Origin of the sequence: Nitratireductor sp. OM-1, assembly GCF_003296175.1 — a bacterium.
GTDB lineage: Bacteria > Pseudomonadota > Alphaproteobacteria > Rhizobiales > Rhizobiaceae > Nitratireductor > Nitratireductor aquimarinus.
On sequence record NZ_CP029208.1, the window covers coordinates 2410659 to 2433993 of the forward strand.

General features: G+C 60.6%; 21 protein-coding genes, 1 tRNA gene, 2 pseudogenes and 1 riboswitch. Of the genes and pseudogenes, 17 read left to right on the forward strand and 7 right to left on the reverse strand.

Going from position 1 to position 23335, the window contains the following annotated elements; translation table 11 throughout:
* Window positions 1–46 precede the first annotated feature (46 nt).
* A riboswitch (FMN riboswitch) is annotated at window positions 47–198 on the forward strand.
* Between the two features lie 83 nt (window positions 199–281).
* Entirely contained in the window at window positions 282–716 is a 435-nt protein-coding gene (locus DEJ54_RS11305) for a 6,7-dimethyl-8-ribityllumazine synthase (protein ID WP_113156234.1), read from the forward strand.
* A 100-nt stretch (window positions 717–816) separates the two neighbouring features.
* Here DEJ54_RS11305 and DEJ54_RS11310 read toward each other — a convergent pair whose 3' ends face one another.
* A complete protein-coding gene (locus tag DEJ54_RS11310; RefSeq protein ID WP_113154654.1) occupies window positions 817–1929 on the reverse strand; it encodes a pyridoxal phosphate-dependent aminotransferase in 1113 nt (370 codons plus the stop codon).
* A 156-nt stretch (window positions 1930–2085) separates the two neighbouring features.
* Entirely contained in the window at window positions 2086–3213 is a 1128-nt protein-coding gene (locus tag DEJ54_RS11315; RefSeq protein ID WP_113154655.1) for a porin, read from the reverse strand.
* Between the two features lie 497 nt (window positions 3214–3710).
* Between DEJ54_RS11315 and DEJ54_RS11320 the strand changes: the two genes are divergently transcribed.
* The 4 genes and pseudogenes from DEJ54_RS11320 to DEJ54_RS11335 form a co-directional block, all read left to right on the forward strand.
* A tRNA-Ser gene (locus DEJ54_RS11320) sits at window positions 3711–3801 on the forward strand.
* A gap of 152 nt (window positions 3802–3953) precedes the next feature.
* Complete coding sequence (locus tag DEJ54_RS11325; RefSeq protein ID WP_113156235.1) at window positions 3954–5057, forward strand: porin; 1104 nt, start codon at window positions 3954–3956, stop codon at window positions 5055–5057.
* 394 nt (window positions 5058–5451) lie between these two features.
* A pseudogene (locus DEJ54_RS11330) lies at window positions 5452–6276 on the forward strand (tyrosine-type recombinase/integrase); the annotation flags it as partial.
* A pseudogene (locus DEJ54_RS11335) lies at window positions 6277–6810 on the forward strand (site-specific integrase); the annotation flags it as partial.
* A 42-nt stretch (window positions 6811–6852) separates the two neighbouring features.
* Here DEJ54_RS11335 and DEJ54_RS11340 read toward each other — a convergent pair.
* The gene (locus tag DEJ54_RS11340) at window positions 6853–7749 is read right to left on the reverse strand and encodes an alpha/beta fold hydrolase (protein WP_113154656.1); all 897 of its coding nucleotides are present in this window, start codon (window positions 7747–7749) and stop codon (window positions 6853–6855) included.
* Between the two features lie 66 nt (window positions 7750–7815).
* The gene (locus tag DEJ54_RS11345) at window positions 7816–9888 is read right to left on the reverse strand and encodes a lytic transglycosylase domain-containing protein (protein ID WP_113154657.1); all 2073 of its coding nucleotides are present in this window, start codon (window positions 9886–9888) and stop codon (window positions 7816–7818) included.
* A 240-nt stretch (window positions 9889–10128) separates the two neighbouring features.
* Between DEJ54_RS11345 and dapA the strand changes: the two genes are divergently transcribed.
* Window positions 10129–11010: a 4-hydroxy-tetrahydrodipicolinate synthase gene (gene dapA, locus DEJ54_RS11350; RefSeq protein WP_113154658.1), complete on the forward strand. Its 882-nt coding sequence runs from the start codon at window positions 10129–10131 to the stop codon at window positions 11008–11010.
* Between the two features lie 120 nt (window positions 11011–11130).
* Complete coding sequence (gene smpB / locus DEJ54_RS11355) at window positions 11131–11604, forward strand: SsrA-binding protein SmpB (RefSeq protein WP_113154659.1); 474 nt, start codon at window positions 11131–11133, stop codon at window positions 11602–11604.
* A gap of 37 nt (window positions 11605–11641) precedes the next feature.
* Here the strand turns inward: smpB and DEJ54_RS11360 are convergent, their stop codons facing one another.
* Together DEJ54_RS11360 and DEJ54_RS11365 are read right to left on the reverse strand one after the other, a co-directional pair.
* Complete coding sequence (locus DEJ54_RS11360; protein ID WP_113154660.1) at window positions 11642–12307, reverse strand: uracil-DNA glycosylase; 666 nt, start codon at window positions 12305–12307, stop codon at window positions 11642–11644.
* Window positions 12304–12888: an NYN domain-containing protein gene (locus DEJ54_RS11365; RefSeq protein ID WP_113154661.1), complete on the reverse strand. Its 585-nt coding sequence runs from the start codon at window positions 12886–12888 to the stop codon at window positions 12304–12306. The genes DEJ54_RS11360 and DEJ54_RS11365 overlap by 4 nt, the downstream gene beginning before the upstream one ends.
* A 293-nt stretch (window positions 12889–13181) precedes the next feature.
* Here DEJ54_RS11365 and rpoZ point away from each other — a divergent pair, with 293 nt between their 5' ends.
* The 10 genes from rpoZ (at window position 13182) to recO (ending at window position 21921) form a co-directional block, all read left to right on the forward strand.
* Window positions 13182–13580 (forward strand): DNA-directed RNA polymerase subunit omega, encoded by a 399-nt coding sequence (gene rpoZ, locus DEJ54_RS11370; protein WP_113154662.1) that lies wholly within the window; start codon window positions 13182–13184, stop codon window positions 13578–13580.
* A 131-nt stretch (window positions 13581–13711) separates the two neighbouring features.
* A complete protein-coding gene (locus DEJ54_RS11375) occupies window positions 13712–15961 on the forward strand; it encodes a bifunctional (p)ppGpp synthetase/guanosine-3',5'-bis(diphosphate) 3'-pyrophosphohydrolase (RefSeq protein WP_113154663.1) in 2250 nt (749 codons plus the stop codon).
* 214 nt (window positions 15962–16175) lie between these two features.
* Window positions 16176–16493 carry a hypothetical protein gene (locus tag DEJ54_RS11380; RefSeq protein WP_162742262.1) on the forward strand — a complete coding sequence of 106 codons (318 nt, stop codon included), beginning with the start codon at window positions 16176–16178 and terminating at the stop codon, window positions 16491–16493.
* A 93-nt stretch (window positions 16494–16586) separates the two neighbouring features.
* Window positions 16587–17408, forward strand: a complete 822-nt coding sequence (locus DEJ54_RS11385) for a methyltransferase, TIGR04325 family (protein ID WP_113154665.1) — start codon at window positions 16587–16589, stop codon at window positions 17406–17408.
* Window positions 17409–17663: 255 nt separating this feature from the next.
* Complete coding sequence (locus tag DEJ54_RS11395; protein ID WP_113154667.1) at window positions 17664–18260, forward strand: DUF2062 domain-containing protein; 597 nt, start codon at window positions 17664–17666, stop codon at window positions 18258–18260.
* The gene (gene acpS / locus DEJ54_RS11400) at window positions 18257–18664 is read left to right on the forward strand and encodes a holo-ACP synthase (protein WP_113154668.1); all 408 of its coding nucleotides are present in this window, start codon (window positions 18257–18259) and stop codon (window positions 18662–18664) included. The genes DEJ54_RS11395 and acpS overlap by 4 nt, the downstream gene beginning before the upstream one ends.
* 90 nt (window positions 18665–18754) lie before the next feature.
* Window positions 18755–19504 (forward strand): signal peptidase I, encoded by a 750-nt coding sequence (lepB, locus tag DEJ54_RS11405; RefSeq protein WP_113154669.1) that lies wholly within the window; start codon window positions 18755–18757, stop codon window positions 19502–19504.
* 15 nt (window positions 19505–19519) lie between these two features.
* Complete coding sequence (gene rnc / locus DEJ54_RS11410) at window positions 19520–20239, forward strand: ribonuclease III (RefSeq protein ID WP_113154670.1); 720 nt, start codon at window positions 19520–19522, stop codon at window positions 20237–20239.
* Window positions 20236–21162 (forward strand): GTPase Era, encoded by a 927-nt coding sequence (gene era / locus DEJ54_RS11415; RefSeq protein WP_113154671.1) that lies wholly within the window; start codon window positions 20236–20238, stop codon window positions 21160–21162. The genes rnc and era overlap by 4 nt, the downstream gene beginning before the upstream one ends.
* A gap of 18 nt (window positions 21163–21180) precedes the next feature.
* Window positions 21181–21921: a DNA repair protein RecO gene (gene recO, locus DEJ54_RS11420; RefSeq protein WP_113154672.1), complete on the forward strand. Its 741-nt coding sequence runs from the start codon at window positions 21181–21183 to the stop codon at window positions 21919–21921.
* A gap of 7 nt (window positions 21922–21928) precedes the next feature.
* Here recO and DEJ54_RS11425 read toward each other — a convergent pair whose 3' ends face one another.
* A complete protein-coding gene (locus tag DEJ54_RS11425) occupies window positions 21929–23170 on the reverse strand; it encodes an MFS transporter (protein WP_113154673.1) in 1242 nt (413 codons plus the stop codon).
* Between the last annotated feature and the right edge of the window lie 165 nt (window positions 23171–23335).

The window sequence follows — 23335 nt, forward strand, 5'->3', positions numbered from 1 at the left end:
GGCGGTTTTTTCGGCTTGCCGTTCTTTGGAGGGATGCTTATCTTCGCCTCGTTCTCAGGGCGGGGTGAAATTCCCCACCGGCGGTAAGCGGCACTGGCCGCAAGCCCGCGAGCGCTTTCCCATGACACTCGGGAAGGGTCAGCAGACCAGGTGAGACTCCTGGGCCGACGGTTAGAGTCCGGATGGAAGAGAACGCGCGATGTTTCGCTTGCCGTTTGGTCGGCTGCGCTGCGTCGCACGTGATCGCCTTGGGTGACGTGTCTGTTGCAAAGGAGATCACGATGACACACACCCGCTATGCATTCATCAAGGCCAATTGGCACGCCGACATTGTCGACAGGGCGCTGGAAGGCTTTTGCGAACTGATTCCCGCCGAACAGGTGGATGTGTTCGATGTGCCGGGCGCATTCGAAATGCCGCTCGTGGCGCGCGACCTTGCATCCTCAGGCCGTTATGCGGCGGTGGCCGCAGCCGCCTTCGTGGTGGATGGCGGTATTTACCGGCATGATTTCGTCGCGCAGGCCGTCGTGGACGGCTTGATGCGCGCCGGCATGGACACCGGCGTGCCGGTTCTGTCCGTGTCGCTGACACCGCACCACTATCAGCCGACCGAGCATCACACGGCGATCTATCGCGAGCATTTCATTGAAAAGGGTCGTGAAGCCGCGCAGGCCGCTCTTATGATCGGCAAGACCCGGGCCGCACTGGCAGCCTGAGCCTGAATAAAAAAGAGGGGCGATCAGATCGCCCCTCAGAATTCGAAAAACTTTTATAAATCAATCGATTATTCTTTCCGCCTGAATCAATCTCAGAGCTTCAGCGCTGATTGTGCGCCGCTGCCAGGGCCTCGGCAAAGGCCTGTTCAAAGACATCCATTTCGTTCTCCGGTCCGACACTGACGCGAATGCAGCGATCAAGGCCCGGGGTTGCCGGTTTGCGCACGAACACATCGCGGTCGAGCAGGCCCTGCATGACCGCCTCGGCAATGGCCTTGCCGCCGCAGTCGACGGCCACGAAATTGGTGGCGGAGGGAACGCTCGCCAGCCCGTTGGCTGCCGCAATCGCTGCAATCCGGTCGCGGCTCGCGCTGATCTTCTTGAGCGTTTCCTGAAAATAGGCCTTGTCCTGAAGTGCGGCCAGACTGGCGGCCTGCGTGATGCCCGGCATGCCGAAATGATTGCGGATCTTGTCGAAGGCGCGGATGGTCTGCGCTTCGCCAATGGCGTAACCGCAGCGCATGCCGGCCAGCGCATAGGCCTTGGAGAAGGTACGCATGCGCAGCACATTGGGCCGGTCGGGCTCAAAGCGGGGCAGGGCGCTCGCCGGTGCGGTCTCGCCATAGGCTTCGTCCAGAATGAGCATGCTGGTTTCGGGCAGCGATTCGATGAAGCGCTGAACCTCGTCGGCCTCCCACCAAGTGCCCATCGGATTGTCGGGATTGGCGAAATAGACCAGCGGGGCCTTTTCGGCAAAGGCCGCGTCCCGCAGGCCTTCCAGATCCTCGTGATCTCCCGAATAGGGAACCGGCACGAGACGACCGCCAAAGCCGACCACATGATAGTTGAATGTCGGATAGCCGCCGAGCGAGGTGACGACAGGCGTTCCCGGCTCAATATAAAGACGGGCAATCAGGCCAAGAAGCCCGTCAATGCCTTCACCGACGACGATGTTCTCCGGCTTTACGCCGTGTTCCTGCGCCAGCGCCGCCCGCAGATCGCTGCTTTCGGGGTCGCCATACTTCCACACGTGATGCGCTGCGTTCTCCATGGCTTCGATCGCCTTCGGGGACGGACCAAAACCATTCTCATTGGCGCCGAGACGTGCACGAAAAGGCCGTCCGGCCGCGCGCTCCTGGGTTTCAGGGCCGACAAACGGAACGGTGGAGGGGAGGGAATCTGCAAGCGGCGTAAGCGGTGGGCGTATTGTCATGGGGCGGTATGTGTCTGCTCTCTTGGTCTTGTCGAATGCAGAGACCCTACAGCATGCCCGTCACAAGAGAAAACGCTTTCGCAGCCCTTCAATTGTACCAGAAATGAAAAAGGCCCGGCAAATGCCGGGCCTTTCCCAAAACACCGTAACTTCTGATTAGAAGTTGCGCTGGAAGCGAACGAAACCGCTCCAGTGATCGTCCGGCAGACCAGAAGCGGTCGGCGCGTCGATGTTGGTGTAGTTGACTGCGAGCTTCGCGTCGAAGTTCTCAACAATCTCGTAATCCACGGTCAGACCGGCGTTGATGACGTCAACGTCGCCGCCCCAAGCCAGAGCCGGAAGGTCATGACCAACCTTGTCGTAGTACTGTGCACCGAGCGAAGCTTTCAGCTTCGGGGTGAACTTGTAGCCAACGAGGCCGCCGATGGACCACTGCGAACCAAAGCGAGCAATGGACGGCTGGCCGTAACCGGACAGATCGAACGGATCGGTCGAGTAGAAGTTGATGCCGCTTTCGTAGATCGCCATTGCCTGTGCGAACACGCGCTCGGTCAGGTCAGCCTTGACGATTGCCTTAAGAGCGAACTCTTCTGCAGTTGCGTCGTAAGCAGCGTAGAAGTCTGCAGTGCCCCAACCCTGAGCAACGCCAACCTTACCGACGAAGTTCGGCGTGTAGTCGTAGTTGCTGTCAGCTTCTTCGAGAGCGAGCGTAGCGGTGAAGCCGTTGCCTGCTGCGAAGGTGTAGTTGATGAAGTGAACGCGATCACCACCGCCATTGTCGAACTCACCCGAGATGGATGCGTCGTACAGCGTGTCGGAAAGACCCATGGAGAGGCCGCCGAGCGAGATGATTGCCTGCTGCAGGCCAACGGTCGAGTTAACGCCGAGCGAGTAGGCGTCACCGTCGTTCAGGCCGGGAATGATTGCCGGGCCAGATGCGCCACCAGGCAGCGTAGCATTGCCGGACGTGGCGCGCAGCTTGATGAAGCCGCCGAGCGTGCCGTATTCGGTCTCGGAGCGGGCGTCGATGTTGAGCTCACCGCGAGCATACTTGCGCCAGCCGTCGTCGTTCTCGTCCCAGTTGATCTGGTAACGGACCATGCCGCCGATCTTCAGGCAGGTTTCGGTGCCCGGGATGTAGAAGAAGCCTGCGCCGTAGACGTCGCAAACGCGAACGTATTCCATCGGCTCCGGCTCGGGAACGATGATCGGGTCGGCTGCTTTTGCGCCGGTGGCAGCAGCTGCGAGAGCTGCGGAGCCGATGAGAAGGCTCTTGAGTTTCATGTTCTGACCTCCAGTCAAAGTTCTAAATGCGGGTCTGGGTATTTTTGCTGAAGGACAGCGTTCCCTGCCCCATCCCCAAGAATTGAAAAGTTCACGCTCTCGCGTCCCCTTTCCGAGCCTGACATTACTCATGGGGCCGCCGGGTTCAACCGCGATTACGCGGCAAGGCCCCCTGGCGACCTTCTATCCGGAATGGCTGTTGCACAAATGACACGATCTGAGCCGCCGGGTAAGCCTTTCTTAACACTTGGAGCCCGGATGAGCCCATAAGCGGAGGGTGTAGTAGGCCAATTCTACTGTGTTTCGGAGACGAATCGTGGGGAATCGCGAATGAAATGCCGGACGGAAGCCAGGCTTGATTCTCTGACGACTCTTCGCGGAACTGGCGTCGTCAGCGCTGTCCGCTGACGACGATGTGGAATTTCTCTATAATAAAGCATGGAAATTCGAATGCCGTATTGATTGTCGGTCCGGTTTTCTTTATCCAGCGTCTCGCCGGAGAGGTGGCCGAGTGGTCGAAGGCGCTCCCCTGCTAAGGGAGTAGACCCCAAAAGGGTCTCGTGGGTTCGAATCCCATCCTCTCCGCCATTTTCCCTTAGCTTTGACAATCCACCCAGCAGTTCAGACAAGCCGCACTTCGCGGTGATGGCCACCGACGCAGGTCGGATCCCGCCTGGATTCCCTTGTTCTCGGGCATTTTTGCTTCCACCGGTCTCATGATTCTGACTGGAGGTCAGAACATGAAACTCAAGAGCGTTCTCATCGGCTCCGCAGCTCTCGTAGCTGCTGCCACCGGCGCCAAGGCTGCCGATCCGCTTTTCGTTGCCGAGCCGGAGCCGATGGAATACGTCCGGGTCTGCGACGTCTATGGTGCCGGCTTCTTCTATATTCCGGGCACCGAAACCTGCCTGAAGATCGGCGGCTATGCGCGCTATCAGATCGACTGGTCGGATGCCGATGATTCCAAGCGTTCCCTCATGGGCGGGGATGTCTATGACGAGGTCTGGGAAACTTGGGGAGCCGGACGCAGCGATAAAGCTGGCGGCTGGCGCAAGCTCGCTCGGGCCAACCTGACAATCGACGCCCGTTCGGAAACCGAGTTCGGTACGCTGGGCAGCTTTATCGAGCTGCGGGCTGACGCCTATTCAGGTGTTTCTCGCCTCGGCGCGCCGAGCGGAAGTGGTCCATTCTCTGTCAATGGTGCAACGCGCGGCGCATATCTGAATCAGGCCTACATCACGCTTGGCGGGTTCTTCCTGGGCTACAAGAGCACGATCTTTGATCAGGGGCTCGGCGGCGAGTTCGATGCTGGCGGCTTTGATTCTTCGGTTCACACGCTGGGTTACACCTTCGTGCCGGGCAACGGCGTGTCGGTTTCGCTGGCGCTGGAAGAGAACGACTACAATTACGACTACACGCCCAATGTGGTCGGCAAGGTGGGTGTCTCGCAGGGCTGGGGGTCGTTCGACGCATTCGCAGCCTATGACGCAACGGCCAAGGAATGGGGCCTCAAGGGCTTTGCCCAGTTCAAGGCGACCAATCAGCTGAGCGTCGAGCTGCTGGCCACCTACTTCTCGGATCCGAGCCTCTACAGCAATGGCTATGACTACTCGGCCGGTGGTTACCTGAAATATGCTGCAACGCAGAAACTCTCGGTCGGTCTCGGCGGTCAGTACTTTGCTGACAAACATGGCTCCAAAGCCGACGACTGGGCTATTGGCGGTGTCATCGACTACGAGCTGGTCGAGAATCTCGATACCAAGATCGCCGTGAACTACAAGGATGGCGACAGCTACAAGGACGGCGCGATGAGCGGTTTCTTCCGCATCACGCGAAGCTTCTAACGAAGCAGCAGTGCATACCGGGATCTGGCGAGACTTCGCCGGGTCCCGGCCTTGGAGATATCGTTGTTGGCGGGCGCTTCGATCAATTGAGAGTGCTTTTGGTGACAGGGGTTGGCGACATCTTCGTGCAGGCTCTCCCATGGGTGGGTTTGCCAGTTCCGTTCAACAGGGCCGCTTAAAAATACAGACGAATGCCGCGGGGGCTCAGCGGGGCGGACGGATCAATAAGAATAAGCGTGTGTTCTTTGGACCATCAGTTAGTGGTGATGGTATCTCCGACAATCGGAGGTTGTGTACATGGGGAACTGGTACAAACTCGCTCCGTTGAGTTTCTTCGGAGGTCAGGACAAGGTTGAAATAAACGCCCTGAATTGCGTCCGGGACGCTCTCTGACATGGGGAGCGTCAATCGTCTGGAAGAGGCATGGGGTGTTTCAGGAGAGGGCTACTCTGTCACTTTCGACAGTGAGCGGCTCCGGCTTGTCTCTGAATTCAGCCTGAAGGAGCTCTTTGCAAAGTATGGCGACATACTTTGGGAGCCTGGCTCGCACAAATACAATGTCACCTTCTTTATCGGGGAGCTGGATGAGCTCCTGATGGGGAAGCGCTTCAGCACATTCGGGCAGGATGCCCTTGATGCGTTGATCGGGAAATTGCGCGCTCGCGGAAACAGCAATGCGACCATCAATCGAAAGATGGCCGCGCTGAGCAAGCTTCTGCGGAAAGCGCATAAAATGGGTGACATTCACAGCCTGCCCGAATTTCGACGTCAGAAAGAGCGCTCCGGACGCATCCGCTTTCTCTCGTGGAGCGAGGAGGAGATGCTTTTCGCCGCCATTCGACGCCGCAGCGAAGATGCGTGGCGGCTTTCTGTCTTTCTGGTGGATACGGGGTGCAGGCTGGGCGAAGCCATCGGGCTCACCTGGAACGACGTGCAGGGCGGACGGGCGAGCTTCTGGATCACGAAATCCGCGCGTGCGCGCTCCGTGCCGCTGACGGCGCGTGCACAAAACGCTGCGGGTGTGCGTAAAGAGGGGCGGGAAGGGCCATTCGCCATGCTGCGGCAGACCCAGTTTCGCACGATCTGGAACGAAGCCAAGGCAGAGGTGGGGCTCTCACAGGATACGCAGGTCGTGCCGCATGTTCTGCGCCACACATGTGCGTCACGTCTCGTGCAGGGCGGTATTGATCTGCGCCGGGTGCAGATGTGGCTTGGCCATTTTCTCTCGTGGAGCGAGGAGGAGATGCTTTTCGCCGCCATTCGACGCCGCAGCGAAGATGCGTGGCGGCTTTCTGTCTTTCTGGTGGATACGGGGTGCAGGCTGGGCGAAGCCATCGGGCTCACCTGGAACGACGTGCAGGGCGGACGGGCGAGCTTCTGGATCACGAAATCCGCGCGTGCGCGCTCCGTGCCGCTGACGGCGCGTGCACAAAACGCTGCGGGTGTGCGTAAAGAGGGGCGGGAAGGGCCATTCGCCATGCTGCGGCAGACCCAGTTTCGCACGATCTGGAACGAAGCCAAGGCAGAGGTGGGGCTCTCACAGGATACGCAGGTCGTGCCGCATGTTCTGCGCCACACATGTGCGTCACGTCTCGTGCAGGGCGGTATTGATCTGCGCCGGGTGCAGATGTGGCTTGGCCACCAGACGCTGACAATGACCATGCGCTATGCGCATCTGGCGACCGGCGATCTCGACCCCTGCGTCGACGTGCTGGAACGATGCTCCTGCGGAAAGATCACGACTGCCAGCTAGGCGGAACGTTGGTCTGAAAGGGGCAGCCCGGACGCTGCTTCTTTATCCGGAGTGTCGCGACGTTTTCTCGGCCTTATCGACAAAGGCTGCGATGATTTCCGGCAAATCGCCGGTTTCAAGCAGTGGTGCGTGTCCCTGTCCGGGAACGACAATGGACTGCATGTCAGGATGGCGGCTTTCCATCTCGTCCAGTGTCTTCATGGAAAGAAGACGCGAATTCTCGCCGCGCACCGCAAGAAGCGGAATACCGGTCAGGCCGGAAAAGAGCGGCCATAGCTCTGGAAGCGGGCGATCCAAGTCTATCTCTTTGAGCGGCTTGACGAGTTTTGGATCGAAATCCGCCAGAAGACGCCCGTTATCCTGCCGATAGAGCGCGCCGGTAAAGCGCTCCCAGTCTTCATCCGAAAGGGCGGAAAAAGCATCGCCATGGATGGTTTTCTGGATCTTGATCGCTTCTGCAAGTGTGGCCGGTTTGGGGGCGCGTTGCAGATGGGAGCGGATCTGGACAAGCCCGTCTCCTTCCACCACCGGGCCGATATCGTTGAGAACAACTGCCTTCAAAAGGGCGGGCCGTGAGGCGCTAAGCGCCATGATGATCAATCCGCCACGCGAGGTGCCGATGAAGGCCGCGTGTTCGACGCCCAGAACGGCAAGGCCGGTGGTGATATCGGCGGCCTCAATGGCCACGTCATAATGACGCCAGTCCGGGTCGCGGTCGGACAGGCCGCGTCCGCGATAGTCGAAGACGATGACCTTGCGCGGTTTCGGGGCATCGGTCGCGAGGAAAAGGGCGAGCGGGTGGAAGTCCCGCGCATTGCGTGTCAGTCCGGGAAGGCAAACCACGGGCAAACCGGGATTGTCCTCACCATAAACGCGTGCGTGAAGTTTCAGGCCATCCTGCGCCGTGTAGTAGACATCGCGAAAATCTTCTTCCGACACAGCTTCCCTCGAATGTCGCCTGTCTGTCGTTTTATCAGACGGCTTGGCGCGTCGATCCGATCTGGATCAGCCGCCGACCGTCAGGTCCTTTTCGATGTCGAACCGGCCGGTCAACTGCATCTTGTAGATCTGCAGATTCTCCATCACCCGTTGAACATAGTTGCGCGTTTCCGAATAGGGAATGCGTTCGATCCAGTCGACGATCTCCTCCACCGATTTTCCGCGTGGGTCGCCATAGCGTCCCATCCATTCCGTGGCGCGGCTCGGGCCGGCATTGTAGCCGGCGAAGGTGAGGATGTAGGAGCCGTTAAAGCGCGCGAGCTGTTCTTCCAGATAGGCTGCGCCAAGCGTCACATTGTAGGTGGGGTCTGCCGTCAGGCGGGCTCGGGAATAGGGCAGGCCGCTCTTGCGCGCCATTTCCTGTGCCGTCGCAGGCATGAGCTGCAGGAGGCCGCGCGCTCCGGCGGGCGAGACGGCGGCGGCGTTGAACTCGGTTTCCTGCCGGGCAATGGCGTAGGCCAGGGCCTGCCGGGCAGACGGGATGGAGGCGGCGTCCGGGATTGCGCCGACCGGATGGGCAAGTGCGCCGATGTCCAGTCCGCGCCCGGCTGCGATCTTGCCGACGCGCAGCGCCGTTGTGTAATCGCCTCGGTTTGCCGCCATATTGGCCAGAAGCGCCAGCTCGCCCGGACTGTCGAGCTGTTGTGCGAGTTTCCGGTAAAGGCTGCCGGCGCGCCACGCATGGCTTGTCTGTTCCAGGCTCTTGATTGCTCGCACCATCTCGCGGGCAAAAAAGTGCCGCCGGTCATCGTCCCGGGGGGCAGGCGCATCGGCGGCAAGCTTTGATTGCCCCAGCCGGGCCGTCGCCAGCTGCCCGTAGAAGGTCGCGCCGAAGCGCGCTGCCTCTTTATAATGGGCGTCCGCATCGCCGGGGCCGCCGGCCTCTGCCGCGCGGCCGAGCCAGTAATGCGCTCTGGCGTTGGAAATCGGCCCTTCGGCGATCCCGGCGATCCGCGCGAAATGCTCTGCCGCCTTTTCAGGCCTGTCGAGCATGCGCAGTGCATACCAGCCGGCATGGAACTCCGCATCGGCTGCCCGCGAAGGGCTTTCGGCGGCATGGTTCGCCGCGACCTTATAGGCCGTTTCCGCGTCATCGATATCCAGAAGCTCGCGGGAGAGGACGCGTCGTTCCACCCACCATTCATCCGGGTCGATCAGGCTTTGCGCATCCTGCGGCGCGGTCAACATGACCTTTGCAGCCTCGTCGAACCGGCCGCTGCGGCGCAAATAACGGGTTTTGGCGAAAAGATATCCGGCGCTCTGCTGCGCCTCGGGCACGGCGTCGAGCAGCTCTTCCGCATTTTTCTCGCCGCGAATGACCGCCGCCCATGCCCTGGTCAGTTCCACACCGCCGGCGCGTTCTGCGACGCGTTCGGCGGAGCGTATGCGCGCATTATAAAGCATCTGCTCCATCCTCACCCGGTGGTCGGCGGTTGAAAGCAGGGTGTCGAACTCTTTCATGAACGCGGTTTCGCGCGCCGCATCGAGTTTTGCCTCGCGCCAGAATGTGGATACCAGCGCACGCGCCTTGTCTTCCTGCGATAGCGCCAGATGCGCGCGGGCAAGCGCCACCATTCCCTCAAAGGTTCGGGGCGGCATGTCTCCAAGCAGGGCGACGACCACATTGGGGCGCTGATTCTCGCGATAAAGCGCCCGCTCGCTGTGATCGCGCAGGGTGAGCATGCCGGGCCAGCCCGCGAGATCGCCGGCAGTCTTGGCAATTTCGGCGCTGGACAGCGTGTCGCTGGCGGAAAGAACCAAAGACCAGCTCAGAATGCGGCGCTCCAGTCCGTCTTCCGTCATGCGGTTGCGCAGGGTGCGCGCCGTTTCGGGATCTCCGGTCGAGATTGCATCCAGTCCCGCGATCATGGCGCGCATGTCGGTCGACTGGCCGGTTTCGCCGTCCACGACATTGGGGCGCACGGTTGCACGGGTCAGCGCGTCAAACACGGCGCTGGGCGCAGTTGCTGCATCGGGGCGCGCAAAGGGAATGGGCGCCATTTCGGGCAAAGACTGGGCCTGCACGATTGTCGAAACGGAGAGGAGAAGCAGCGGGACAAGCGCGGCTGATGTCTTCATGCAAAAAGCACCCGAACAGGTCGACCAGAGGTCCGACGATAATGAACCAGCGTGGACGCTGTTTTTTCCGGCGAGACGGGCCCGACCCCGTCCTGCTGAAGCAAACATGCCACTCAGGTCGGATTCTTGCGGGCAAGAGATGGCAAGACTATGGTGCGCCGCGACATCTTCGGCTAGAAGCATCCGTCGGCGGTTCTGGCCGTCATAATTGCATCCAATCTCATTCAGGAGTTCGACATTATGTTCAGGGGGTCTCTCACAGCGCTTGTGACACCGTTTGCCAAAGATGGCAGCCTGGACAAAAAAGCGTTTCGCGAACTCGTTGAATGGCAGATTGCCGAAGGCACGACGGGCCTTGTTCCGGTCGGCACCACGGGCGAAACGCCCACGCTGACGCATGAAGAGCATCGCGAAGTGGTCCAGATCTGCGTCGAGACGGCTGCCGGTCGCGTTCCGGTGATCGCAGGCGCAGGGTCCAATTCCACCCGCGAAGCCGTTGCGCTGGCCAAGTTCGCCGAAGAGGTGAAGGCCGACGCGGCACTGGTGGTCACGCCGTATTACAACAAGCCGACGCAGAACGGTCTCTATGAGCATTTTGCGACGGTGGCGCGTTCGACGAGCCTGCCGATCATCATCTACAACATTCCGCCGCGTTCGGTGATCGACATGTCGCCCGAGACCATGGGCCGGCTGGCGAAGGACTTTGCCAATATTGTCGGTGTGAAGGACGCAACGGCAAAGGTGGACCGCGTTTCAGAGCAGCGTCTCACCTGCGGCAAGGACTTCATCCAGCTCTCCGGCGAAGATGCGTCGGCTCTGGGCTTCAACGCGCATGGCGGCGTCGGCTGCATTTCGGTGACGGCCAATGTTGCGCCGCGCCTGTGCGCGAAGTTCCAGGCGGCAACGCTTGCCAATGACAAGGAAAAGGCCCTTGAGCTGCAGGACCGGCTGATGCCGCTGCACAAGGCGATCTTCATCGAGCCGGGCTTGTGCGGTGCGAAATATGCGCTGTCGCGTCTCGGCAAGACCGAAAACCGGGTCCGCCTGCCGCTCGTGCCGATCGAGGCTTCCACCGCGGCGGCCATCGACGCAGCCATGCAGCACGCAGGCCTGCTGAAGTAGAGCATTTTGCAGCCGGGCAAATACGCCCGGCGTCGCACAAATGCGGTGAAACAAACGGGCATTCTTCTGCCCGCTGGAAGGCGGAAGCGCTCATGAGCGCTTCCGGCGCATTTGGGACACATGGCGAAAGACAAGAATCCGAACGTTCAGACGATTGCCGAAAACCGCAAGGCGCGCTTCTCCTATGAAGTGCTGGACACGCTGGAAGCCGGCATTGTTCTGACGGGCACCGAAGTGAAGTCGCTGCGCGAAGGGCATGCGAACATCCAGGAAGCCTATGCCTCGATAGAGGACGGCGAATGCTGGCTGATCAACTCGTATATCCAGGAATATTCCGCCGGCAACCGGTTCAACCATGAGCCGCGGCGCAAGCGCAAACTGCTGATCTCCAAGCGGGAACTCTCAAGGTTCGCCCAGTCAATCGAGCGGGAGGGCATGACCCTCGTGCCTCTCAAGCTCTATTTCAACGAGCGCGGGCTGGCCAAGCTCCAGGTCGCCGTGGCGCGCGGCAAGAAGCTGCACGACAAGCGCGAGACCGCCAAGAAGCGCGACTGGAACCGTGAAAAGGCAAGGCTCCTGAAGCAGAGCGGTTGATCCGCATACTGCCGCAGAAGCGTTTCGCCATCAGAATCTAATTATCGAGAAATTCGCGTATATCGCGGAAAACGCTGACGAACATGTCTTCGGTCAGGCGACCGGTGTTCGTGTTGTAGCGCGAGCAGTGATAGCTCGAGAATATGGAAAAGCCGGCGACTTCCTGGCGCGCGCCATGCGCGAACTTGTGTGCCGCGACGCGGCCGCCAAGGGCGCGCACGGTTGACTGATGCGCGATCACGCCGAGCGTCAGAATGGCCTTCATGTTTTTGAAGCGCTTCATCGTGGGGGCGAAAAAGTGTTCGCGGCAGGTGTTTATTTCCGAACCCACGGGCTTGTTTTCCGGCGGCACGCAGCGCACGGCATTAACGATTGCCGCATCAATGAGAGTGAGGCTGTCGTCTGGGCGCGCCTCATACTCTCCTTCGGCGAAGCCAAAGCGTTTCAGCGTGCTGTAGAGAAGATCGCCGGCGTAATCGCCGGTGAAGGGGCGTCCGGATTTGTTCGCGCCGCGCAGGCCCGGTGCGAGGCCGACAATCAGAAGCGAGACATTGTCGTCACCGCCTTTGGGAAGAAAGGTCGGGACCGGCGCGTTGTGCCACTCGGGCTCCTTGACGCGCCAGTCTGCGATGAACTGGTGCAGGCGCGGACAAAGCGCGCAATCACGCGGCGGCTCGGTGGCCTGCGCCGGAACAGTGCTCATAGATCGTCGAACGTCTCGTCATCTTCAGGATCAGCCTTGCGGGAAGGCCGCTCGCTTGTCGCACGGCCAACTTCGTCGCGCAATGACGAGAGATCGATGAAATTGTCCGCCTGACGGCGAAGATCGTCAGCGATCATCGGCGGCTGGGACTGGATGGTGGAAACGACGCTGACCTTGCGGCCCTTGCGCTGAAGAGCCTCGACCAGCGTGCGGAAATCACCATCGCCGGAGAAGATCACGTAATGATCGACCACGTCGCACAGCTCGAGCGCATCGATTGCCAGCTCGATGTCCATGTTGCCCTTGATCTTGCGGCGACCTGCGGAGTCGGTGAACTCCTTGGCCGGCTTGGTAACGACCTTGTAGCCATTGTAATCCAGCCAGTCGATCAGCGGGCGAATGGACGAATACTCCTGATCCTCCACCAGAGCGGTGTAGTAGTAGGCGCGCAGCAGGTAGCCGCGTTCCTTGAAGCTGCTCAGGAGCTTGCGGTAATCGATGTCGAACCCTAATGCCCGCGATGTGGCATACAAATTTGCGCCATCAATGAAGAGCGCTATCTTTTCCCGTGGATCGAACATCGTCAAATTTCCTGTTTCAAAAAAGGTTGGCGCACAAAACGAAAGCGTCGCGCCGGAAGGTGCCCAAAAAGCTATCTCTTATGAGGAAATAGCGCTGAACTATGATAGTTCCAACCAATATATAAATTCGTCATAATTACAAGCTGTGGGCTGGCGCGCCGGCTGCCATCACCGCGCCGCAATTGCGTGTTGATCGGAAAGCAAGCGTTGCGTCTCGGCCTTGAATTTTTCGGGCTGGCAGGGTATTGACGCGCTGGATTTCCTTGCAGATTTACGCATGAAAGGGGCACTGAATGGCCCGTGTGACCGTTGAAGACTGTATCGACAAGGTCGATAACCGCTTTGATCTCGTGCTCCTGGCGAGCCACCGCGCCCGCCAGATTTCGCAGGGCGAAGCAATTACCGTGGACCGTGACAACGACAAAAACCCCGTTGTCGCCCTGCGCGAGATCGCTGACGAGACCCTGTCTCCGGGCGACCTCAAAGAAGATCTGATTCACTCGCTGCAGAAGCATGTCGAGGTTGACGAGCCGGAAGCCGATCTCCCGGAGATCAGCGAGCCGTCCGCCGAGGCCGTGGAAGCAAGCGCAGAGCAGCCGGAGGAGGAGATTTCCTTCGACCGCATGAGCGAAGAAGATCTGCTCGCCGGCATCGAAGGCCTCGTGCCGCCGGAAAAAAGCGACGATTTCTGATCGACACGAATGTTCGGCATGGCAATCTCTTCCTTGCCGGAACATTCCTGCCTATCTTAAACATGCGCCGTGCACCTCGCGGCGCATGTTTTGCTTTGCGTAGACAACAATAAGAACAGAGGAAGCCGCCCATGATGCGTCAATACGAGCTTGTCGAGCGTGTTCAACGCTACAAGCCGGACGTCAATGAGGCGCTACTCAACAAGGCCTATGTCTACGCAATGCAGAAGCACGGTCATCAGCGCCGCGCTTCTGGCGATCCCTATTTTTCGCATCCCCTCGAAGTTGCCGCCATCCTGACCGACATGCACCTGGACGAGGCGACCATTGCTGTCGCCCTCCTGCATGACACGATCGAGGATACGAGCGCCACGCGCGCCGAGATCGATGAACTGTTCGGCCCCGATATCGGCAAGCTCGTCGAGGGTTTGACCAAGCTGAAGCGCCTCGATCTCGTTTCCAAGAAGGCGCATCAGGCAGAAAACCTGCGCAAGCTTCTGCTCGCCATTTCCGACGATGTGCGTGTGCTTCTGGTGAAGCTCGCCGACCGTCTGCACAATATGCGCACGCTCGACCACGTGCCGGAGCACAAGCGGCTCCGGATCGCCGAGGAGACGATGGACATCTATGCGCCGCTGGCCGGCCGCATGGGCATGCAGGACATGCGCGAGGAGCTTGAAGAGCTCGCCTTCCGCCACATCAATCCCGAAGCGTTTCGCGCGGTGACGGAGCGGCTGGCGGAGTTCTTCGAGCGCAATCGCGGGGTCATCAAGGCCATTGAAGAGGCGCTGTCACACCTCTTTACCGAACACCAGATCGAGGCGACGGTGAAGAGCCGCCAGAAGAAGCCCTGGTCGGTGTTCCGCAAGATGGAGACGAAGGCGCTTTCCTTCGAGCAGCTGTCGGACATTTTCGGTTTCCGCGTGCTCGTCGATACGGTCGAAGACTGTTACCGGGCGCTGGGCGTCATCCACTCCACTTGGTCTATGGTGCCGGGGCGCTTCAAGGACTACATCTCCACGCCCAAGCAGAATGACTACCGGTCGATCCATACGACGATTGTCGGGCCGTCGCGCCAGCGCGTGGAACTGCAGATCCGCACCTATGACATGCACGGCATTGCCGAATACGGTGTTGCCGCGCATTCGATCTACAAGGATTTCGGCGGCAAGGTGAACGGCGCGGATCACCGCATCTCGCGCGACACCAATGCCTATGCCTGGCTGCGGCGCACCATCGAGGCGCTGTCTGAGGGCGATACGCCGGAAGATTTCCTCGAAAACACCAAGCTGGAGCTGTTCCAGGACCAGGTTTTCTGCTTCACGCCCAAGGGGCGGCTGATTGCGCTGCCGCGCGGGGCAACGCCCATCGACTTTGCCTATGCGGTCCACACCGAGGTGGGCGACACCTGTGTCGGCGCAAAGGTCAATGGCCGGATCATGCCGCTCATGACCGAGCTGAAGAACGGCGACGAAGTGGAGATCATCCGCTCCAAGGCGCAGGTGCCGCCGGCGGCGTGGGAATCGGTCGTTGTCACCGGCAAGGCGCGCGCCGCCATCCGCCGCGCCACGCGAAACGCGATCCGCAAACAGTATTCCGGCCTCGGCGCGCGCATTCTCGAGCGCGCCTTCGAGCGGGCCGAAAAGACCTTTTCGCGCGATGCGCTGAAGCCGGTGCTGCACCGGCTCGGGCGGCAGGATGTGGAGGATGTTCTGGCTGCGGTCGGGCGCGGGGAGCTTTCCTCGCAGGACGTGGTTCGCGCCGTGTTCCCCGACTACAAGGACGAGCGCGTCACGCAGGCCCCCAAGGAGCGCGAGGAGGGCTGGTTCAACCTGCGCAATGCGGCGGGCATGCTGTTCCAGATCCCCGGACGCTCTTCGCGCAAGGCCAAGCGCACCACGCGTGATGCTTCAGGCGAGACCCCGCAGGGCAGCGCCGTGCCGATTCGCGGCGTGACGGGCGATCTGCCGGTCAGCTTCGCGCCTGAAGGGGCGGTGCCGGGCGACCGCATTGTCGGTATTCTTCAGCCCGGTTCCGGCATCACCATCTATCCGATCCAGTCGCCGGCGCTCACCGCGTTCGACGATCAGCCGGAGCGATGGATCGATGTACGCTGGGACATTGACGAGCACATGAAGGAGCGCTTCCCGGTCCGCATGTCCGTCACGGCCATCAACGAGCCCGGCTCTCTGGCCGAGATCGCGCAGGTGGTGGCCTCAAATGACGCCAACATTCACACGCTCGCCATGGAGCGCACCGCGCCCGATTTCACCGAAATGCTGTTCGATCTCGAGGTCTGGGACCTGAAGCATCTCAACCGGCTGATTTCGCAGCTCAAGGAAATCACCAGCGTGAGCGATGCGCACCGCGTGAACGGCTGATCGCACGGGCGGGGCAAGGCATCACAATGTTGCGGCCCGCTGTCCGATGGTGGTGGGGCATGCGCCAATAGGCGGTCGCGCCATCCCGCCTGTCTGCAAAATGGTTAGTTGCGGTGCGGCCGGGGTGAATTGACCCGACCAGCGCTCATGAACAACGTGCCGAATGCGCTGTTTTTGGCAAGATAGGTCTCTGGCGAGACTGGGAGCGGGCGGGGTGATCGCGGTTTTCACCCTGATTGTTCTGCTGTTCTATCCAATGCCCGAGGCCAGTGCACACCCGGCTTCCGAGATAACAATCACAAGCGTGATTGCAGTCGCCGCTGATCATGGGCCTGAGGGCGGTGCTCATGATGACGTGGATGCCTCCGCTCAGGACTGCTGCGCCCTTCACTGCATGCCCATGGGGCAATCTTCTTTCCATGCCATCCGGCCTGAGCGGTTTTCTGCCTGTCTGGCTGCCGAGCCGGCACGGAATATCTGCACCTTTCAGCCTAAACGATTGCTCAAGCCGCCCCGTCAAAACCTCTCCTGAACATTCTCCCCGCGCGATCTGAACGCCTCACGCATCGCCGTGCGTTCGTCCGGGCGCGGGGAGGAACGCTCCTTCTGTTCAAGAGAGGCTGATATGAAAGCTCTACTGCATTTCGACAGTGGCGGGATCAAGCGCGCCGCCCGGCCGTTCCGCTCTGCCCTTTCAAAGCTGCATCTCGTCGCCCGCCGTGCGGAGCTGACGGGCGCATATCCAGACCGGCAAAGCGCCGTGCGCGCAGCGCCGGGCTGGGCGCTGACCGATTACGATCACGAAGCGGTCGTGCCCGTTGCGCTCGACAAGATGAGCCGGGTCATTGACTGGGATTACCCGATCCTCTTCTGGCTCGAACGGGAGCTGCGCGCACGCAATGGCGCGCCCTTGCGCCTGCTGGATGCCGGTGGGCATGTGGGCACCAAGTTCCGCGCATTTCGTGACCTTCTGGATCTCTCACGGGTGCAATGGCAGGTCTATGAACTGCCGGCGATGGTGAAGGCGGGAAGGGAGATGGCGGTTTCCGAAGGTCTGGAGGCACAACTCTCGTTTTGCGATTGCCTTGAGGAAATAGAAGAAGCGGACATCCTGCTTTGCTCGGGGCTGCTGCAATATCTGGATATGCCGTTTCCCGATTTCGTCAAAAGCCTGCCTGCGCGGCCAAGGGTCATCCTTCTCAACAAGGTCGCCTTAAGGGAAGGGCCTTCGGTCTACACGCTGCAGCGTGGCGGGCCGACCTATCTGCCCTACCATATCCGCAACAAGGCCCGCTTTCTGGATGATCTGGAAGCGCTCGGTTATCAGGTCGTCGACAGCTGGCGCATCCAGTATCTGGCGCATCAGGTTGCGAGTCACCCTGAACTCGGCTGGAGTGAAAGCCGCGGCTACATGCTTCAGGACAGGAACATGGCGCGCGTTTCATAACCGCGCGTCATGCGGTCACTGATTGATCGGCGGCGTCAAAATTCTGCCGTTTCAGGCGCTTAGAACAATCGCGTTTCCGGCCATCTCTTCGGAAGCGCAATTGGTCGAGTGGTTGCCCTTGCCCCATCTGTCTCAGCTTGCCTATATCGATGCACAAACCGGTTTGCGGGAACGCGCCGTTAAGGAGGTCGGTTTTATAGGATCGGAGTGCTGGGGGAGAAGCATGTTGGCATTCGGGGGTGCGGTGTAGGCGCGATGTTGTTTCGACGTAGAAAACCTGCCGATTTATGGGAAAAGACGCGAACACTCGTTTGGCCGCGTCGGTCTTTCTGGCGATCCGCACAATATTTCGTAAAGCGGGCCCTTCGGCTCACGGCAACGCCGCATGCCATCGCAGCCGGTGTTGCGGCAGGCGTTTTTGCGTCCTTCACGCCCTTCATGGGCTTTCACTTTTTCATCGCCGCCGGTCTGGCCTGGTGCCTGGGCGGAAACCTTGTCGCCTCGGCCATCGGCACCGCCATTGGAAATCCGCTGACATTCCCGTTCATCTGGGGCGCGACGCTCGAGACCGGGCGCATGATCCTCTACGGCGGCGATATTCCTCAGGGAGCGCCCATCCATCTGGGCAAGATGCTGAGCCATCTCGAATTCTCGCAGCTCTGGGAACCACTCCTGAAGCCCATGTCCATCGGCGCTCTGCCGCTCGGGATCTCCTTCGCTCTGGTCTTCTATTTTCTGACACGCTGGGCGGTTTTCGGGTTTCGTGAGCAGCGCCGCAAACGCCTTGCCGAGCGCGCACGCCGCAGGGCGAACCAGCAGGCCTTTGGTGCAGGGACGGCAACAAGTTCATGATTATCGGTATCGGAAGCGACCTGATCGACATTCGGCGCGTCGCAAAAACGCTCGACCGCTACGGCGAACGGTTCACGCAGCGTGTGTTCACGGAGGTGGAGCGCGCGAAGTCTGACAAGCGCCGCGAGCGTGCTGCCTCCTACGCCAAGCGCTTCGCAGCCAAGGAAGCCTGCTCCAAGGCGTTGGGCACGGGCATTTCGCGCGGCGTCTTCTGGCGCGAAATGGGCGTCGTGAACCTGCCGGGAGGAAAGCCGACCATGGAGCTTTCCGGACGCGCGCGCGAGCACGCCATGAACATGACGCCGCCTGGAATGAAAGTGCTTGTCCATTTGACCATTACCGACGACTTTCCGCTGGCTCAGGCATTCGTGATTATCGAGGCGGTTCCCGACACGGGAAACTGAGGCTGAAAACTGCGCAAGGGAGCGTTGTCGCATTGCCGCCGCCTTTCTGGCGCGATAAGACCGTGCCGAAACAGTCGAACCGAGGAAGTAATGAGCGTGGCTGACAAGACGAAGAAGAAATCGGGCGGGGCAGGCGAGACGGTGAGCGTGATCGTCCAGGCGCTTATTCTGGCGCTGGTTATCCGCACCTTCTTTTTTCAGCCATTCTCCATTCCATCGGGTTCGATGCGTCCGACCCTGCTAGAAGGCGACTATCTGTTCGTCACCAAGTGGGCTTACGGTTATTCACGCCATTCGCTGCCGTTCTCGCCGCCGCTGTTCTCCGGGCGTATCTGGGCGTCCGAGCCCGAGCGCGGCGATGTGGTGGTGTTCAAGTTCCCGCCGAACCCGTCCATCGATTACATCAAGCGTGTGGTTGGCCTGCCGGGCGACAAGATCCAGATGCGCGATGGTGTTCTCTTCATCAATGATGAGCCGGTGCAGCGCGAGAAGCTTGGCCAGATCACCGATCCCGACATCACGGAGATGGACCGCCCGGTCGATGTCTATCGCGAGACCCTGCCAAATGGCGTTTCCTATGAGACGCTGGACCTGACGGAGACCGGCTTGGGCGACAACACGCGTGAGTTCGTGGTTCCCGAAGGCCATTACTTCATGATGGGCGACAACCGCGACAACTCCGCAGACAGCCGTTTCTCGGTCGGTTTCGTGCCGGCTGAAAATCTGGTGGGTCGCGCCAATGTGATCTTCTTCTCCATCGCAGGCGGTGCAAGTCCGCTTGAGCTGTGGCGCTGGCCGTCGGAAGTGCGCCCGTCGCGCATTCTCAACTGGGTCGACTGAGCCTTGCCAAAAACCATGGCTGTCAAACGTCTGCGCGGACCCCAGCTCGTCGCTGAAGTGTCCCGGCGCACCGGTTTTGCTTACAAGGACGCCGCGCTGGTCGAGGAAGCGATGACGCATTCCAGCGCGCGCGGTCGCGCGGGCGTAGATTATCAGCGTCTCGAATTTCTCGGCGACCGGGTTCTCGGGCTGGCCGTTGCCGAACTGCTCTTCGAGAGCTTTCCCAAAGCGCCGGAAGGCGAACTCTCGGTGCGGCTCAATGCGCTGGTGAATGCCGAGACGCTGGCCGAAGTCGCCGACGAACTGGATATCAGCCCGCTGATCCATATGGGCAGCGACCTGCGTGGCGCTGCGACACGCAAACAGATCAATCTGCGCGCCGATGTGATGGAAGCGCTGATCGCGGTCGTCTTCCTGGAAGCGGGGATCGACGCGGCCCGCACATTCGTTCGCACCCATTGGGGAGCGCGCGCGCGGGCCAAGGGCGCTGACCGACGCGATCCCAAGACAGCGCTGCAGGAATGGGCGCATCAGGTTGCTGGCGTCACGCCAGCCTATAGTGTTGACGATCGGCAGGGACCGGATCACGATCCGGTCTTCTCGGTCGCCGTAAAGATCAAGGGCTATGACCCCGCATTCGGCAAGGGACGCTCCAAGCGCGAAGCCGAGCAGGCGGCGGCCACGACCATGCTGGAGCGCGAAGGCGTCTGGCATAGAAACGAGAACGTATCATGAGTGAAGACATATCGATTGACAGCCCGCAGGATGAAACCCGCTCCGGCTTCGTGGCGCTGATCGGCGCGCCGAATGCCGGCAAATCGACGCTGCTCAATCAGCTCGTGGGCGCAAAAGTGTCCATCGTCACCCATAAGGTGCAGACAACCCGCGCCATCGTGCGCGGCATCGCCACCCATGAGAATGCGCAGATCGTGTTCATCGACACGCCGGGCATCTTCAACCCGCGCCGCACGCTCGACCGCGCCATGGTCACCACCGCCTGGGGTGGGGCCAAGGACGCCGATGTGGTGGCGTTCCTCATTGATGCCGAACGCGGCATCAAGGGAGATGCGGCAGCCATTCTTGAAAAGCTCAAGGACGTCGCTCAGCCCAAGATCCTCATCCTCAACAAGGTCGACCGCGTGAAGCGCGAAACCCTTCTTGAACTGGCGGCAAAGGCCAATGAGGCGGTGGCGTTCGAGCGCACCTTCATGGTCTCGGCGCTGCAGGGCTCGGGCTGCGATGACCTGCTTTCCTATTTCGCTGAAACGCTGCCGGTCGGTCCCTGGTATTACCCGGAAGACCAGATTTCGGATCTGCCGATGCGCCAGCTCGCTGCCGAGATCACGCGCGAGAAGCTGTTTCTGCGGCTGCATCAGGAAGTGCCTTACGCCATCCATGTGGAGACGGAGAAATGGGAGGAGCGCAAGGACGGGTCCGTGCGCATCGACCAGGTCGTCTATGTGGAGCGCGACAGCCAGAAGAAAATCGTGCTCGGCCACAAGGGCTCGGCCATCCGTGCCGTCGGACAGGCCGCGCGTGAGGAAATCGCCGATATTCTCGAGCAGAAGGTTCATCTCTTCCTGTTCGTGAAGGTGCGCGAAGGCTGGGGCAATGACCCAGAGCGCTATCGCGAGATGGGGCTTGAATTCCCGTCCTGACGGGAGGACAGTGGCCGCATGGAATGGCGCGACGAAGGGATCATTCTGGGCGCCAGAAAGTATGGCGAGACGAGCGTCGTCCTTGAAACGATGACGGCGGCGCATGGCCGTCATCTGGGGTTGGTGAAGGGCGGCCGGTCACGCCGCATGCAGCCACTCCTGCAGCCGGGCAATCGTGTTGATCTCGTCTGGCGCGCCCGGCTCGAAGAGCATCTGGGCGCGTTTCAGGTCGAACCTCTCGAGCTCAACGCCGCGCGATTGCTCGCCTCGGCCGTCGCCATTCACGGCATCCAGCTTTTGGCTGCACATCTGCGGCTCATGCCCGAGCGCGACGCGCATGCCGGGCTCTATGAAACACTCAAGGTCATCACGGCGCATCTGGACGAGCCCGAGATTGCCGGGCCTCTGATGGTGCGGTTCGAGCTGGCGCTTCTGGATGAGTTGGGTTTCGGGCTCGATCTTGGAAAATGCGCGCTAACGGGAAGCCGCGAAGGGCTGGCCTATGTCTCTCCCAAATCCGGACGTGCGGTGACGCAGGAGGCCGGAACGCCGTGGCGCGACAAGCTTTTGCCATTGCCGGATTTTCTGACCACGCGGAACACGGCGGAGACGACGCGCGAAGCGCTCGATGACGCCTATCGGCTGACCGGCTTCTTCTTTCATCGCAATGTATACGAGCCGCGCGGCATGGAAGAGCCCGATGCGCGCGGTGGTTTCCTGCTGGCGCTGGCCCGTAGCGCCGAGCGCGCCACGGACTGATCTTCGCTTATTCTGCCGGGGCGAGGGACGGGCGCGTAACAGCTGCTTCCCGGATCGGCATGTGCACCACGGCAGCGAACAGGCCGAGCAGAACGCCAAGCCACCACACGGGATCGTAGCTGCCGAAAATGTCATAGAGATAGCCGCCGAGCCAGACGCCCAGGAAGGAGCCGACCTGGTGGGAGAAGAATACGATCCCGCCCAGAAGCCCCAGATGGCCCGTGCCGAACATGATCGCCACCAGACCGTTTGTCGGGGGCACGGTGGAGAGCCATAAGAGCCCCATGACGATGGCGAAGATGATGACGCTTGTCGGCGTCTGGGGCAGGAGCAGGAAGGCCGTCACCGCGATGGAGCGCGCGATATAGATCAGCGCGAGGAAGCCCGGCTTTGAATAGCGTTGACCGATATAGCCGGATGCCAGAGAGCCGATAATGTTGAAAAAGCCGATCAGCGCCAGCGCGATTACCGCATAGCGCGCATCAATGCCGATGTCGCCGATATAGGCGGGGAAGTGCGCGGTGATGAAGGCGACCTGAAAACCGCAGACGAAGAAGCCCGCAACCAGCAGAAGAAAACTGCGATGGCCGAAAGCCTCACGCAACGCTTCGCCGATGGTCTGCTTGAATATCTCGGCGCTGTTTCTGGCGGTGGCGGCATTGCCGACGAGCGGGATCGCCAGAAGCGGCACCACCAGCATGGCGATGCTCATATAGACGAGCGTGTCCGACCAGCCGAATGCATCAATCAGCCCCTGACTGATCGGCGCGAAGACGAACATGCCGGCCGAGCCGGCGGCTGTCGCCAGGCCGAAGATCAGGCTGCGCTTGTTGGCAGGCGTGCTGCGCGCGAAGGCGGCAAGAATGATTCCGAAGGAGCCGCCCGCAACGCCGAGCCCCACAAGCACGCCACCGCCGATATGCAGCATGGCTTCGCTGGTGGGCATCGACATCATCAGAAGACCGGCAGCGTAAATCACGGCCGAAAGCGCCAGAACGCGCCAGGTTCCGAACCGGTCCGCTATCGCGCCGAAGATCGGCTGACCGACGCCCCAGAGCAGGTTCTGGATCGCCATGGCGAGGCCGAATGTGGTGCGGTCCCAGCCGGTTTCGGCCAGAAGCGGGAGCTGAAAGAAACCCATCGCCGAACGCGGGCCGAAGTTCAGCGCCGCGATCAGGCATCCGCAGACAACCACCAGCCAGGGAAAAGAGGGCTGGCCGGTATCCCGGCTGGTGCTTTGCTGTGTCATGGGAGTTTTCGCCTTGCGCTTCCAGTGTGGGAGGACGTTTCGGCGTGCAACCTAGCCCAGCAGTGCAACTGTTTTAATCGACAAATTGTGCACGAAAGATCAGTTTTTCTCATAATTTAGCTGGCGTCATGGGAATAAACCGGCGGACAGAAGCGTTGATGTAAA